This is a genomic window from Marivivens niveibacter, assembly GCF_002150005.2.
Classification (GTDB): Bacteria; Pseudomonadota; Alphaproteobacteria; order Rhodobacterales; family Rhodobacteraceae; genus Marivivens; species Marivivens niveibacter.
Genome location: NZ_MSPP01000005.1, coordinates 127297 through 141436, shown reverse-complemented (window position 1 = coordinate 141436; position 14140 = coordinate 127297). Strand labels below are relative to the sequence as shown.

The following is a 14140-nucleotide window of genomic DNA, read 5'->3' as shown; positions in this document are numbered from 1 at the left end:
GCAAATTCCTTGTCGGTGAAGCGAAAGAACATTGAGATGCTTGCAATTGTTTGCGGCGACATAATCGCAAGGATACCGCAGGCCACAACGCTTGGGTTTTGTTCGGCTCTAATCCTTACGATACCCGTGATCAGGGTTGTCGCCATTAGTCTTTGGTTCCGATCAGCTTTGCTCGCAGCCAGCCAGACAGCCAGTCCATAAACATCACCATCAGGATAATCAGAACGATGTAATAGGCCACCTCTTCCCAGTTCTGTTGGGTCTGGATCGCTTGTGTCAGCATCAGGCCGATACCGCCGCCGGTGATCGCACCGATGATGGTGGCGGAACGCGTGTTGGATTCAAGGAAATACAGGACCTGCGAAAGCAAGACCGGAACAACTTGCGGGATCACACCAAAGCGGTAGCGCTGAAGCGGCTTTGCGCCGGTCGAAGACACGCCTTCGATCTGCTTTTGGTCAACATTTTCCAACGCCTCTGAGAAGGTTTTGCCAAACGTGCCGGTGTCCGTGATCAGGATTGCAAGCGCCCCAGTGAGCGGGCCCGGACCAAAAGCACGGGCAAGAACGACCGTCCAGATGAGCGCATCGACCCCGCGCACAAAATCGAACAACCGCCGCGTGGCTCCGCGCAAAAGCATGATCGGTGAAAACCGTTTCGCCGCAAGGAACGCTAAAGGCAGCGCAATCATTGCGGCTCCCATGGTGCCCAAGAAGGCCATCAAGATGGTCTCGCAAATGGCCCAAGCGACATCCTTGTGGCGCCACATTTTATTGTTCCACCAATCAAATACGGCACCCGCGATATTAGAACGCGTTGGGTCAATCTGTTCGCCAAACAGGATCTGGCCAAGGCCGACCCCATGATACGGACTATCAAGGGTAAACCAAAACAGTTCCCACCCAGGGAAGTAGTTGAACACTTCGGTGCGCGCACCGGTCAGGGTGATGCGACCCTCTGGCGTAGTGATACCAATGCGGCGGCTGGAAGCGGAGATCCAGTCCGGCAAATCCGCGGGCAGGTTACTTGTTACAGTGCGGCCCTCGGCCTGCACTTCGATCAGCGGATAGCCAGGAATTTCGACTTCGGTACGGTTCTCGGGTAGGTAGCGGACGATGTGGCCCGCGCCCAGATCAATGGTGATAATCTCTTCGCCGCTTACCCAATCAGGGCGCTCTCCTTGCGGGTATTCGCCTTTGCGTTCCCCTTCGACGGCGTAGCTTATTTCGCCCGAACGATTGTCGCGGGTCACGTGAATTTTATGGGACCAGCTGTCAGAAGCCAGCGTCACCGCATTTTGCCAATTAGCGCGAGCTGCAAGGCCCGAAACATCGAAAGCAAAGAAAATGTAAGTCAGATAGACAAGGATAACGGTCGGAATTGCGAACGCAATCAGTCGCTTGCGCTTGAACAGATCGTCCGCGTACTGTTTGGTCATGTTGATATCGACAGCGCTCATTGGCCTTGTCCTTCAGTCAGACGGTTACGGTAGCGACTAGACACTTGGTCAAAGAAGACGATGGTGCCGAAAAGCAGGATGAAAATCGCAGCGGCTTCGTCGAAACGACCAGGGCCCCAAGCCATGGCATTGCGCAGTTCGTAACCCAGACCACCTGCGCCCACAAAACCAAGGATAGCTGAAGCTCGAATATTGATTTCGAAACGGAGCAGTGTGTAGCTGAGGTAGTTGGGGGCAACCTGCGGGAGCACGCCGAGCAACATCCGTTGCGACCAAGTTGCGCCGGTTGAGGCAAGCCCCTCGACTGATTTCAAATCAGCGTTTTCTGCGACTTCAGAGAACATTTTGGCCAAAGCGCCGGCGGTATGGATGGCAATCGCGATCATCGCGGGCACGGGTCCGCCTCCCAATACAAAGATCAGCACCAAAGCGATCACGATTTCAGGGACGGCGCGCATCACATCAGAGATACGGCGAAACAAAGGGATCAGGCGTGGCCATTTTGCCAGACCACGGGTGCCCAATAGGGATAAGAACAGGCCGCCGACCGCACCGATCAGCGTGGCTACGGCTGCGATATTGATGGTTTCGATCAAGGCGGGGTAATATTTGCCGATCAATCCGGGCAGCTCGGTGCGTTTTTCCCACGCCTCCGACAGGACATCCGCAGGATAATCACCGATCTGGTGCAGACCGTCCCAAAATCCGCCAGCGTTGCGATCATCGGCGATGTGAAAGCCCGACGCCATCAGAACCACGAAAACCAGCAGGGCAAGCCCGCTATATAGCCTGCGGCGCTGAACCTGCGCCAAATAGCTGGACTGAATGGTTTCAACCGACTGTGCAGGTCCGGTCATCGTCGCGTCTGACATGCTGCCCCCAGAAAAATTAAATGCCGGCAGGCCCCAAAAGGCCTACCGGACATGTTATCAAAGACGATTAGTTGCCGATCACGGACTGACGTGCCGCTACGATGCTTTCGTAAGTTGCGTGCGTTACGGGCTGGAAACCCAGTGTATCGCCAGCAGCAACGCCATAGGCGCACTCGGGGTCGTTTTCGTACAGCTCGTCAACCAGCTGGGTCATGGTTGCCTTTACGTCTGCAGGCAGAGCGGAACGCAGAACAACAGGGCCTTCTGGGATCACGTTTGAGATCCAGATCTGCTGCAGTTCGTTCATATCAACTAGGCCCGCATCAACCGCACGACGCAGCGCGCCGGAGTTGTAGCCGTCTTCCCAGTTGCCCTGACCGTCGGCCCAGGTTACGCCGCCGTCGATGTCGCCATTGTACACAGCTACGATGGTCTGCTCGTGACCGCCGGTGAATTTGACTTCGCCAAAGTAGTCGCCGCTGTCCATGGTGATGCCATCTTTGTACTGAGGAATCTCAATGGATGGGATCAGATAGCCCGAGGTGGAGTTTGGATCGCCAAAGCCAAAGACCTTGCCTTCCATGTCGTCTAGGCTTTGGATGCCGCTGTCGACGCGGGCAAAGCCGATCGAGTGGTAGCCGATGGAACCATCTAGGTTTACCTTGACCAACACAGGCTCAACGGCCTCAGGGTCCTGAAGGTAGGTGGCTGCGTAGGAAGATGCACCCAGCCATGCCATGTCGATAGTGCCGCCCAGCAGACCTTGGATCACGCCGTTGTAGTCGGCAGGAGCGAATAGCTTGGTTTCAACACCCAAAGCTTCGGTTGTGTATTTGACCATGCATTCGTAGTTGTTCATGCGGTCTTGCGCGTTTTCACCACCCAGAATGCCGATGCGGAATTCAGTGATTTCTTGGGCGAAAGCGCCAGTGGTCAGTGCAGTTGTGGCGGCTAGCGCCAGTGCGAGGGTCTTTTTCATCGGTCTCTCCGTTAGGTTTGATGAAGGTGGCCCGCGTCTGGCGCGGGTGGAAACTGGCTCAGGCGTAGGCTTTCTCGGCCGCGGATCTGTCCAGTGTTTCGATTTCGGTGGATGTGGCGGCTTCGGAGAAATCCGAGCCTGCACCATAAATGTCGCGAGCAACGCCAGTGGTTAGCTGCTCTGGCGTCCCATCAAAGACGATCCGTCCGTCACGCATCCCGATCACACGGTCACAATAGCGGCGCGCTGTGTCCAGCGTGTGCAGGTTGGCAATGACCATGCGGCCGTCTTGTTCGTGGATGTCGCGCAGGGACTGCATCACGACTTGTGCGTTCATCGGATCAAGCGATGCGATGGGTTCATCCGCCAGAATAATTTTTGGGTCCTGCATCAAAGCACGGGCGATTGCGACCCGTTGTTGCTGCCCGCCTGACAAGGCCTCGGCGCGCTTTGGCGCCTGCTCCGCAATACCCAACCGATCAAGGATTTCGATAGCTTTGTGGATGTCGGCCTGCGGGTACAGGTTGAACAATGTTGCCAGCGTCGAGCGTTTGTTCAAGGTGCCGTGTAGTACGTTCGACACAACGTCCATACGCGGCACAAGGTTAAACTGCTGAAAGATCATCGCGCAGCGAGATTGCCAATCGCGACGCGCAGCACCGCGCAGGCTGGTAATCTCTTCACCTTCAAAGGTGATCGACCCTTCGGTCGCATCACTTAGCCGGTTTACCATGCGCAGCAGAGTAGACTTGCCAGCGCCGGACCGCCCGATAATGCCGATCATCGTGGGCTGGTCGACAGTAATGTTGGCCGCATCGACAGCCGTTTTATCTCCGAACCGTTTGGTCAGCGCGTCAATCTTTAGCATGTCGTCCCCATTGTTTCCCGAGGGGCTTCTAGGTTGCTCGGACGACAATTCCGCGACAGTTTTGATTCAGCTTATTTTCATTTTCGCAAAGTTTCTGTGACACAGATCTCAAGAATTTTTGGGTTTTCTGCTGTTTTGCGACCGCCCCAAGAGGATATATCCACAGGCCGTCATAAATGTGTTACAAAGCCGTTAGGTTTTGTTTAGGCTCGTGACATGTCAAAGCTATCGCTGGTAACACTCGCTACTCTTTTGACTCTGCCATCGCTTGCATTCGCGAATATGAAGGATGTCAGTTGCGACGACAGCGCACGGTTGCGCTCCATGCTTTCCGAAACAATTGGCGCAGAACGGCAGGGCGTGGGCCTACGGGACCCTGAAACAATCCTTGAAATCTGGGTGACCGAAAGAAACGGCGAATGGCTCATCGTCCAAAATTACGCGAACGGCACGTCGTGTATCGTCGCAATGGGGGGATACTGGGAAAACACTCAGGCAGGTCCTGTATAAATAGGTTGTAACAAACAACCCGTCGTCAGTACGTGATCTAAGGACTGCGCCTTGATCTGGAGTTGGAGTGCATCCGACGGCAATATACCGGTTGTCATTTGGCGACCGCCCGATTCCGGCTGGACTTATTTACTCGTCAAAATTCCTCTGATCGGTGGAGTGGACGTGTTGTGGTTTGAAGCCGCCAATTTGATGGCATTTACTGCAATAAAGAAGACTGACTGTAGGCGTGAAGCCAACGAATTCGGCCTGCTACCAGTTGCCGCAATTGACTATTCGCAACCCCTGCGGATAGCCGTTTCGACGTGCCGCGTCATAGCACGTACGTGAGGCGCATGGTTGTCGACAATAGGTCGCAGGGCTATCCTCTATCTGCGAGGCCATGCTGACGGATGCCTTGAATTACTGCTCTGGGGAAGCTGCACTGCGGCGATGACTATCCCAATGAATGGCAGCTATGGGCCGTTCGTGCCGCGTTTACACTCTTGGCTCGGCCCAAGAAATGCGACCGGGCTGCTTAGAGTCCAGAACTACGGGCAGACTTTCGGAAGAGACGGATTGCGTTTTTGGTCCAAAATGTCGAACCGCAATCGCGTCTTCGACCAGTTGTAGATCTCGGAAGTTTCAGCGGTTTGCGCCACGAGAATGGCGTGATAATCCAATAAAACTGTCCCAGTCGGGCCAGTTCTGGAAGCTACAATTTGTGGCAACCGCATTTGCCAAACTGAATCCAGTTCAGTGTCATAACCTTTAGAAGTTGGCACAAGAATACAAGGTGATGTGGCTTCTTCGGACATTCCAAGATGAGCGCGCATCGCGAGTGCCGATGCCCACGACCAGCTTCCAAGAACAAAGACCAGCAAGAGACCTTTACCAGCGAAAAATTTGGCGTTCGTGTTTTCCATCAAAATCTCGGAAAGCATCGACAGATAACCTGCGAAACCCAAGACGAAAAAGAGTACAATGGCGGCTTCTGCTGCGGTCCCAAAGATCCCGGCCACAAGAACTGTGACCAACCCAAGAATGAGGAAGGCGATTGCCAAAACTCTAAACAGCTTTGCAGGCCAACGTCGCCATTTTGTTTTTTCGCGAACCAAAATCGCCAAACCCAACCCTATGACGCAGCCGGTCGCGATTAGAATGGCCCATTTCATAGAGAAAGTTGGAAACCAACTGGTTATCCATAAGGCTAGTGCGAAAAAAGAAAATACCGCCCTCACTTGGCGTTGCTCCCTTGCTTGACCTGGTCACTACTTGGGTGTTCCCGACTTGCTAGCTCAAATGGGGATAATGTCCAAGGTTCGCTTATACCGCACTGTTGGCTTTGGTCTAATTGGCTGTCCGACGCAAAGCCGCCAAGGGCCGGTTTGTGGGAAGCTGCAAGGCGTCATCGCGTGACCTAATGAACGGCAGGGCTGGGCCGCCAGCGTCCGCCTTCCTATTGCGTCAGAGCGCGGATCCCACCGCGCCGCCGCAGGACCGCTTCGAGCCCGAACCGTCACTTTCGGAACGCGCGGCTCGACACCTGGATTGAGTTCTTGGATGGGTCTTTTGCATTGGCAAACTCATACCCGTCAGCCTTGTGGATCTTGCCGAAATCAAGCCCGTCAGCCCTTGTTGCTTCGCAAAAGGCTGACACGTCCTCAACGTCGAACACAAGTTTCACCAAGACTTGCCCTTCCTTCTGCTTTGCCGCTGCCGGATGCAAAAGCAGCGACATGCCGGACGTTTGCGGATGAAGCTCAATGATGCGGTCACCCTCAGCACGCACTACCGAGAAGCCAAAAAACTTGGCGTAAAAGTCTGCCATTTGATCGATCTTGCTTGTGTAAATGACCAGTCGGCCGAGTGATGCTGACATTCTGCTTCTTATGGCTTTGTCTAAATCTGACAACGTTATCACGGAATGGGACGACACGGCAGCTTTGTCCGCATTGCCGACTACGGCTCGTTGGAAGTGCTGCGCCTAGGCTCGAATGGTCGGTTCGGGGAAGCTGCGCTGAGGCGGGGCCCAACTTGACCAGTGCAGATTTGTCGTTAGGGTCCGTTCGCCAGAGTTGTAAGTGTAAATATGATGAAATTTTTTGTTCCCCCAAAGCGCCATATTGCATTTTTGGTGGCGATATTATCTTGGGTCACTGCAGCCTTGGCTGTGTCCGTGACTTTCTTCAGCGCAGACAGTTCACAAGGCCTTCTGCGTGACTTTGACAACCTTTTTGAGCGCTGCCGGTTGTCGATCGAAACGAATGCGGAGTTTGATCACGAAGGTCTGGAAGAAACGGAAGTCGCGGCGCGCGATGAGGAGTGGGGCCGATCTTACAAACAGCGGGCTTGGGTCCCCGCGGGATCTGAACTGTATGCTGTGCTAACGGCGTGGACAACTGCCAACGGCACCACACGGCATGTGTGTCGTGTTAAATTTACGGATGCAAGCCGTGTCCTAGATGAAGTAGAGCAGGCACTTCTGCTGCGCCACTTTTTTATCATACAGACTAAGTTTATCGGACAGGGCACTCATGAGCTTGACGGAAAGCTGTCTCCGACTCCGCCTACGGTGAATGCCGCCTTCCTTCTTTCAGCCAAGAACCCGAATGGTTGTCGGGTGACCAACGTTATCACCTTCAATCCTGATGGGACCTATTTCGGCGCGACAACCGGCGAGCAGACAGTCCATCCGTGTAGACCCGAATAGACGCGGTGATCGTGAAAACGCTCTCGTGGAGGGTTCAATGCAGTCTTTCAGTTTAAGAACCGAATGTCAGCATCGTGTGAGATCAGAGTTTGTGGCTCGACACACCCTGATACAGGGTACGCAGATGTCTGGTTCGGGGCTACTGTGCTGCAGCGTTTAGTCAATTGGAAAATACCAGGTCAGGGCCGTCCATGCCCCGCGGACCCGGCTTACTTGTGCGAGGCGCCTGCCGCGTTGCCACATGGTCGCTCAGAGCCCAACTTGACAGATCCAGCGCACACGGCGAGTGTCCGCTCACAGAATTTTCCAGATCAAGTAGAGTGGTTGACCAATGATTTTTTCCACCATTCCGTTATTAGTCGGCGTCTTCGGTTTCAGCTACCTGATCTTAGCATGGCAAGTCAGTAGCAGTTTTCCGCCCTTCTATAAGAAGGGTAACATCGAGGAAGACATGAAGCTTGTTTTACCTCTCATGTTTGGAGTCCTAGCGCTCTTAGCCACATCCGTAATTTTTCATAATCTATTTATTCTCTTTGGACTCTTGTCGGCATTCACTGGCATTCGAGTGCGGAGAAGAGTTCTGGAGCGGACAAATGGGCCGCTTCCATGGCTTCTTTCTCCACTAACTATTGGCTCATTCAACCGTTGGCCAATGCTTCTTTTTGATGTTTGGACAATCGGATTTTCAGCGCTGATGGTACTTTTGATGTTCGCATGGTAGCCGCTGATTGCTCGACATTTCCCCCTCCAAGCCGGTCTGCCTAGTCGCAGCGAACAGCAGCCTCGTCCCGCACTGCCGCCATTATGGCGACCGAGGGCCTGCCGCAGCTCCCCAAGTCTGCTTCGAGCCCAACTTGCTCATTCAAAATCCCTGCCCTATTGACGATTTAGATACTGATTGGAGCTGATGCATTATGTCCAAAATTTGGGTGGGCTATTCTGAAAGCCTGGGCTTCCGAGATTTGATCATTACGTACATCGATCCGTATTTTGCACCAGTTGAAGGGGATGATGACGAACCCGTCGGTCTGTTGGAGCTTGAGTTTGGGGCCTCACGAAATGGTCCAGGTTCTTTTGAAGTCTATGAAAAGACGCCAGAAAATGAAAACCAGTTTTGTTTTGACCACGTTCTGGATTGGTTCCCATTTGAAGAAGTGCCCCTTGGCTTGCGCACCATCAATTGGAGTAAAACAAAAACTGTCTTCTTCATCATGAACGACAAAGAACCAAAACTAGCAACAGATGGGCGCGTTTGGATCACAGATGTTATGAACGTCAAATTCGAGTGGGAGTAAACGGCAGCTTTGTCCCGCACTGCCGACCTTCATCCTCCGAAAATGGTGTGCGATGGACGAATGACTGGTCTGGTGAAGCTGCACCGCAGCGATCGGCCAAGGACTGAACGGCAGGTTTGGGCCGATCGCATCAATAGGGTGGCGCGGCCCTCGTGATAGGGCCGCCGCATGTCCGCTCCGAGCCCATTTTGCGTGATGCTGCGCTCTGTGCGAACGTCTGCTCTGGATCACAGTGCCACGCACCGGTGGACCCCAATACGGTTCAGAAAAGCCTGATCGTGGCTGACAACGACAATTGCACCGTCATACGCTCTTAGCGCCGTTTCAAGTGTTTCGACGGCTGCAATATCGAGGTGGTTGCTCGGCTCATCTAACAAGAGCAGCTGGCGCGGTTCGCTGTGTCCCAGACTACAGGCCAATCCGGCCCGCATTTTTTGTCCGCCGCTGAGCGAAGCGACCTGTTGGTCCGCATCATTGCCACGAAAAAGGAAACGCGCGAGAGTGGCGCGGCGTTCATTTTCTGTCGCCGTTGGGTCAAGCCGCGCGAAAGCCTCACGGACGGTTTCCTCGGGATCAAGAAAACTCATCTCTTGGTCGATAAGGGTGATTGGAACGTGGACCGCGATTTTCCCGAACTGGGGCTGCAATTTGCCTTCTATGCAGGACAGTAATGTTGATTTACCCGTGCCGTTTGCACCTCCGATTGCCAGACGCTCCGGGCCTTGTATCGCAAAGGACACATTGGTGAAGATCGGTACGCTTGCATCGTGTCCGAACGTAATGCGATCTACGTCCAAAACTTGTCGGGTGCTCGCTAGGCCGGAAGGTGGAATTTCTATATTGAGCGGCTCCAGCACCTCAATCGCCTCCTCCGCCGCGTTCAAATCTGCCGCGGCTTCTTTTGCCCGCCGGTCCCGCAAACGCGCGGCAGACCCGCCTGACACTTCGCTGCGTTCCTTTGCTACATCAAGAAGCAGCTTGGATTGGCTGCCTGATGCTCGAAGCTGTTTGCCCTGACGATCAGTTCGGGCCTTTCGCTCAGCTGCCCGCTGTGCGCGGGCCACAGTTGCAGCCTTGTTGCGCTGCGCTAGTGCCAGGTTGTCCTTGGCTTTTCTTAGTTCTGCTTGTTTCGCCGCGCGGTAGGCGCTGTATGGCCCCCCATAAGTCTTCGCACCGAGGCTGGTTAGTTCAACAATCGCATCCATGCATTCGAGCAGGGTACGGTCGTGACTCGCAACGATGACGCAGCCAGTCCAGCCGCGCAACACGTTCATCATATACTCACGACCCGCACGATCAAGATGGTTCGTTGGCTCATCCAAAAGCAGCACGTCCGGGTCTGCAAACAAAAGGGCCGCAAGGGCGGCGCGGGTTCTTTGGCCACATGACAGAGAGGACATCTTCGTGTTTGGCGATAAGTCCAGGCCAAGGCTGGTCAAAGCCGCCTCAAGACGCGCTTCCAGCGTCCAGTCCGCCACAGCCAGGTCGTCGGCAGTTGCCTCTCCGTGTTCAGCACGGCTGAGTATGCGAAGTTGATCCGTCACGCCAAATAGGTCGGCAACGCTTGTTGCAGACGCTTCATCCGCGCTTTGTCTTAAATGACCGATTGAGCTTGAGCCGGTTATAGACCCGCCAACGGGCGCAAGCTCACCTGCGATGAGGCGCAACAGCGTAGATTTGCCGGTCCCATTGCGCCCGACAAGCCCAGTGCGACCCGGGCCAAATGTCAGGGTAAGATCATCAAAAAAAGTATTGTTTGAAGGGGTCTGCCAAGTCAGGTTGGCGATAGAAACAGACGTCATGGGAGCGCTTGCGGAAAGAGAAACCAGGTTGGTGTTCAGCTTGCGAGTGCGTGATCCATGTTTGTCATCTCCATTCTTGTCACTTCAGCGTAGTATGCGACGGAGGGAATTGCAATGCTGTAGCTTGAGCGGACGTTGGAGCACGCGTAGCGAAAGGATGGTTTGTCCGCGGAGCTGAACTGGGCGAATGTCAGGTAGGGGCCGTTCTCGCCGACAGCGTATCGCGCCTTCGTATCGGGCTGCCGCACCGCCGCATGACCGATTTGAGCCCATGTCGTCCAACTTGCCGTGGTGCCGCGAATGTCGGATACCAGCGACCCACCAGCGACTACAACCACCAAACCCCTACTTGCCGCAAAAGGCTCCGAGAAGCATGCCTTCCCCAACGCCAAATTTCAGGCAAGGGCGGGCCGCCCAAATAACGAGCGTCGGTTGCCAAGTTGCGGTTTCGTCCGAAGACAACGTGCTGTTTCCGTCCTTGTCGTGGACGTTGAAGTCATAAAGGGAAAGCGCCCGAAACTCAGGGAGCGAAATGGCTTTGTCGTTGTCGTGGTCTGCGCTCTGCATCAAGCGCTCCGAGCCTAACTTCAGGAGCGTGCCCAACTGGTCTTCGCCGCTACGGACTTCAACCGTGTTTCGCCAGTTTCTCAATTCGTCGATGTTGATCCTTTTGTCGGCGTCTGCGTCCATCGACGCGAACGCGCTCTTGGCAGCTTCACTCACAATGTTGAAGGAAATAGGCGCGCTTCCCGGATCTAAGAGCGTCAGTCCAATCGGAAGCCGGATGTCTCTGGCGCTCTGCTGCGCCAGAGCGGAGGTAACTGCGAGCTTCAGAATCAGGATCGTTTTCAGTATCAGTGCTCTCAACATGACATTTGTCCCTCTTGCGCAACTTGCCGACGCAGGAGGATGCAACCTATCAGGAAGAATGCTGACCGACCATGGATTGGGCCGCGCTAGCCAAGGAATTGATCACGCTGATCGTCGTCATCGACCCGGTCGGGTCCATTCCTGTATTTCTGTTTGCCGTTCAAGGGGTGCCGCGAACGCTGCACCGACGCTTCGCACTTCGCGCGGTTGTCATCGCAGCGCTCGTTTTGTTGGCGTTCCTTGTTGGAGGGCAGTTGCTTCTTGAATCGCTTGGCCTTCGCTTCGGCTCATTTCAGATCGCTGGCGGTGTTATTCTGTTTCTGTTTGCAATGACCATGGTTTTCGGCGAATCCAAACCCGCGCGCGAGATCGAAGAGGCCGAGCGCGATCACCTCGCCGGGGCGGTGTTCCCGCTCGCGATGCCATCCATTGCCTCACCCGGTGCAATGTTGGCCATCGTGATCCTGACGGACAATCACACAGAGTCGATTGCAGAACAGGCCATCACAGCGGGCCTTCTGTTGATCGTTCTGCTTCTGACTTTGGTCCTCCTGCTTGTGGCTAGCGTCGTCCACAAGGTTATTGGTAACACCGGTGCGAGCGTTATCAGTCGGGTCATGGGGATCGTTCTAGCGACAATCGCTGTGGATTCGATTCTGGGTGGCTTGGATGCACTAGGTGTCTTAGATGTTGCTCCGCCCCCGGTTGAAAGCCCTCTGAATCAAGTGGAAACAGAGTGAATGCGGACATTCGAAGTTGTTTCGCCAAAGGCAGCTCCGTCCCGCGCAGCGAACCTTGGACACGGCTGAAATAGAGCAACCGCAGCGAATGGCCGATCTGGAGAGGCTGCGCTGCGGCGTGCTGGCCTGTACCCAATGCCGGCTCAGGGCCGCGACCAACCACATCCCAAGACAAAATACACTTCAAGCGATGGGAAAGTTCCGAGAGACATATCAATGCTCTCGACAAAGTCCAAAATTGATCGATTTTGATCGGATCTCATCCTCGCGGAATTTATCAGCAAGATGCCCATAGTATTGGAACGTTGTGAGGATGCTGCGATGTCCGAGCTGCTGGGAGATGACCTCCAATGGCACCCGCTGCATAATCATGTGACTGGCATAGGTGTGCCTGAGACCATGAAATGTAAATTCAGGTGGGATTCCCACGTTCGCGCAGGCGATGTTAAAGGGCCGGTTGTGCTGCCTTCGCCACGGCTTTCCCAATGGCGACATGAATAACAGGTCATCTGAATTTCGATTTTCCGAAAGGGTCTCGAAGAACCGCATGCCCTCATCGGAAAGGAAAACAAAGCGGCCTTTGCCATATTTGAAAGGACCGATCTGAACGCCATGTCCACCGGCACCAACGTCAGCAGCTGTAATCTTCGCCAGCTCCCCGACTCGGCAGCCTGTGTAAAGTGCCGCTTTAACAAGATTCCGTAGGCAGCCTTCGCATTGGGAAATCAAAGCGGCGCATTGATCGACGCTAATAAATTTAGGTATCTTGGGCTGACTTAAGCTCAAACGGCGTGCAAGTCGCACCTTACGATCGTTCTCTAGAACTCCATCGTCGTATGCATATTGCAGCGCTTGCTTAATGTAACCAACGAGGACGTTATAGGTACGCTTCCGCTTTCGCAGATCATCGGGGGTGAGATCGGACATGTCTTGAGGCGCTTTGTGTGCTTCGAAGCCTGAACGTGGCTTTGTAGACAATACCAAATTGGCCAGCGTTCTCATGTTTTCATTCGAAAACTCTGAAACTGTTACATTCCCCATTACTGGGATGATGAAGTAGTTGATGCTAACCAGCGCGTTATAAAAACCTTTTGGGGTCGCAGATATCTTTCGCCATTCCATGTAAGTCCTGAGGATTGATCCTATGGTCGGTTCTGAATGATCGATTGGACAATATGCGACCTCAGTGGTCTTGCCACGGACGCGCGCTTTTGAAGCTTGAATATTCACTTGTGGATCAGAGAACCATTTCAGCGCCCGCCTCACGGCTTCATCCAGAGACAACGCTGGTGCGTTGAAAGACAGAGCGGGGCCCAATGCATGCTGTCGATACTTCTTCTCAGGATTCAAATACCGAGCGATCCACGTGCAGGTGACTGCGTCCGGCCGATAGATGCCTATATGAAACCCCTGCATAATCCCGAAAAAATATGGATTTTCTCTATATTTTAGACTGCGGATGTCATTAGGCGTGGCGAACGGGCATTCAGCCAGTCGAGACTTTAACGCGAGCATAAGAGAATGAAGCACAGTATCGTCGCAATTGGGATCTCGCAATCGAACGCCAAGCTTCGGCCCCCGTCGTTTCACGCGCGCTTGATTAGTTGATGAACCCGCTTGGGGCTGCGATGTGTCAATGTTCATGTGGGGTGGTCCAGAGCTTGAAGGACGTCGTTAGAGCTGACTACTAGTAAGTGATACTGAAGTATGCTCGTTAAGAATAAATTAACGGCTTTGGGAAATCATAAACTACATGAACGATAAGAACCGACCTCTCTTCAATTCCGACTGTTCTAAACGCGTACGTGAGTTGGAAAACGCACTCCTTCTAGTTGCCGCTGATGAAGGACTAACTCCCGCTGTCAGAAGCGCGCTTCGCTATCGCTTTGAGCATTGTCGACAGTCAAATTGCTATAGCTGCAATCTCATTTTCGGCCCAATCGACTTTGATCAAGTTGCAGCGGGCGCGTCGACTGCTGCTCGGGCAGAAAGTTCTAGAGCAGCGTCGAAAAAAAGAGCCACTCTTTTAATTTCGCAAGGCTTTTCGATGTAT

Annotated in this window: 13 protein-coding genes; 4 read left to right on the top strand and 9 right to left on the bottom strand. The window is 53.9% G+C overall.

What is annotated here, in order from left to right; genetic code table 11:
- Window positions 1-145 precede the first annotated feature (145 nt).
- The 4 genes from phnE (BVC71_RS13395) to phnC all read right to left on the bottom strand — a co-directional run bounded on the left by phnE (BVC71_RS13395) (window position 146) and on the right by phnC (window position 4178).
- Window positions 146-1459, bottom strand: a complete 1314-nt coding sequence (phnE, locus tag BVC71_RS13395; RefSeq protein WP_086452192.1) for a phosphonate ABC transporter, permease protein PhnE — start codon at window positions 1457-1459, stop codon at window positions 146-148.
- Window positions 1456-2331 carry a phosphonate ABC transporter, permease protein PhnE gene (gene phnE / locus BVC71_RS13390; RefSeq protein ID WP_086452191.1) on the bottom strand — a complete coding sequence of 292 codons (876 nt, stop codon included), beginning with the start codon at window positions 2329-2331 and terminating at the stop codon, window positions 1456-1458. The genes phnE (BVC71_RS13395) and phnE (BVC71_RS13390) overlap by 4 nt, the downstream gene beginning before the upstream one ends.
- 67 nt (window positions 2332-2398) lie before the next feature.
- On the bottom strand, window positions 2399-3310 hold the full coding sequence (phnD, locus tag BVC71_RS13385; protein WP_086452190.1) for a phosphonate ABC transporter substrate-binding protein: 912 nt from the start codon (window positions 3308-3310) through the stop codon (window positions 2399-2401).
- 58 nt (window positions 3311-3368) lie between these two features.
- The gene (gene phnC / locus BVC71_RS13380) at window positions 3369-4178 is read right to left on the bottom strand and encodes a phosphonate ABC transporter ATP-binding protein (protein WP_086452189.1); all 810 of its coding nucleotides are present in this window, start codon (window positions 4176-4178) and stop codon (window positions 3369-3371) included.
- A gap of 216 nt (window positions 4179-4394) precedes the next feature.
- Between phnC and BVC71_RS13375 the strand changes: the two genes are divergently transcribed.
- Window positions 4395-4688, top strand: coding sequence for a hypothetical protein (locus tag BVC71_RS13375; protein ID WP_133064544.1), 294 nt, complete (start codon window positions 4395-4397; stop codon window positions 4686-4688).
- 530 nt (window positions 4689-5218) lie between these two features.
- Here BVC71_RS13375 and BVC71_RS13370 read toward each other — a convergent pair.
- Both BVC71_RS13370 and BVC71_RS13365 read right to left on the bottom strand, forming a co-directional pair.
- Window positions 5219-5794 carry a hypothetical protein gene (locus tag BVC71_RS13370; RefSeq protein ID WP_165767775.1) on the bottom strand — a complete coding sequence of 192 codons (576 nt, stop codon included), beginning with the start codon at window positions 5792-5794 and terminating at the stop codon, window positions 5219-5221.
- Window positions 5795-6186: 392 nt separating this feature from the next.
- Complete coding sequence (locus BVC71_RS13365; protein WP_086452186.1) at window positions 6187-6549, bottom strand: VOC family protein; 363 nt, start codon at window positions 6547-6549, stop codon at window positions 6187-6189.
- 210 nt (window positions 6550-6759) lie between these two features.
- Between BVC71_RS13365 and BVC71_RS13360 the strand changes: the two genes are divergently transcribed.
- Together BVC71_RS13360 and BVC71_RS13350 are read left to right on the top strand one after the other, a co-directional pair.
- Window positions 6760-7380, top strand: coding sequence for a hypothetical protein (locus BVC71_RS13360; RefSeq protein ID WP_086452185.1), 621 nt, complete (start codon window positions 6760-6762; stop codon window positions 7378-7380).
- Between the two features lie 914 nt (window positions 7381-8294).
- Complete coding sequence (locus BVC71_RS13350) at window positions 8295-8675, top strand: hypothetical protein (RefSeq protein ID WP_086452183.1); 381 nt, start codon at window positions 8295-8297, stop codon at window positions 8673-8675.
- 227 nt (window positions 8676-8902) lie between these two features.
- On the opposite strand, the gene BVC71_RS13345 is transcribed toward BVC71_RS13350, so the two are convergent.
- Window positions 8903-10477, bottom strand: a complete 1575-nt coding sequence (locus tag BVC71_RS13345; RefSeq protein WP_086452182.1) for an ABC-F family ATP-binding cassette domain-containing protein — start codon at window positions 10475-10477, stop codon at window positions 8903-8905.
- 345 nt (window positions 10478-10822) lie between these two features.
- Complete coding sequence (locus BVC71_RS13335) at window positions 10823-11347, bottom strand: EF-hand domain-containing protein (protein ID WP_086452180.1); 525 nt, start codon at window positions 11345-11347, stop codon at window positions 10823-10825.
- Window positions 11348-11418: 71 nt separating this feature from the next.
- On the opposite strand from BVC71_RS13335, the gene BVC71_RS13330 reads away from it, so the two are divergent.
- Window positions 11419-12087 carry a MarC family protein gene (locus tag BVC71_RS13330; RefSeq protein ID WP_086452179.1) on the top strand — a complete coding sequence of 223 codons (669 nt, stop codon included), beginning with the start codon at window positions 11419-11421 and terminating at the stop codon, window positions 12085-12087.
- Between the two features lie 213 nt (window positions 12088-12300).
- On the opposite strand, the gene BVC71_RS13325 is transcribed toward BVC71_RS13330, so the two are convergent.
- Complete coding sequence (locus BVC71_RS13325) at window positions 12301-13731, bottom strand: tyrosine-type recombinase/integrase (protein ID WP_086452178.1); 1431 nt, start codon at window positions 13729-13731, stop codon at window positions 12301-12303.
- Window positions 13732-14140: the final 409 nt, after the last annotated feature.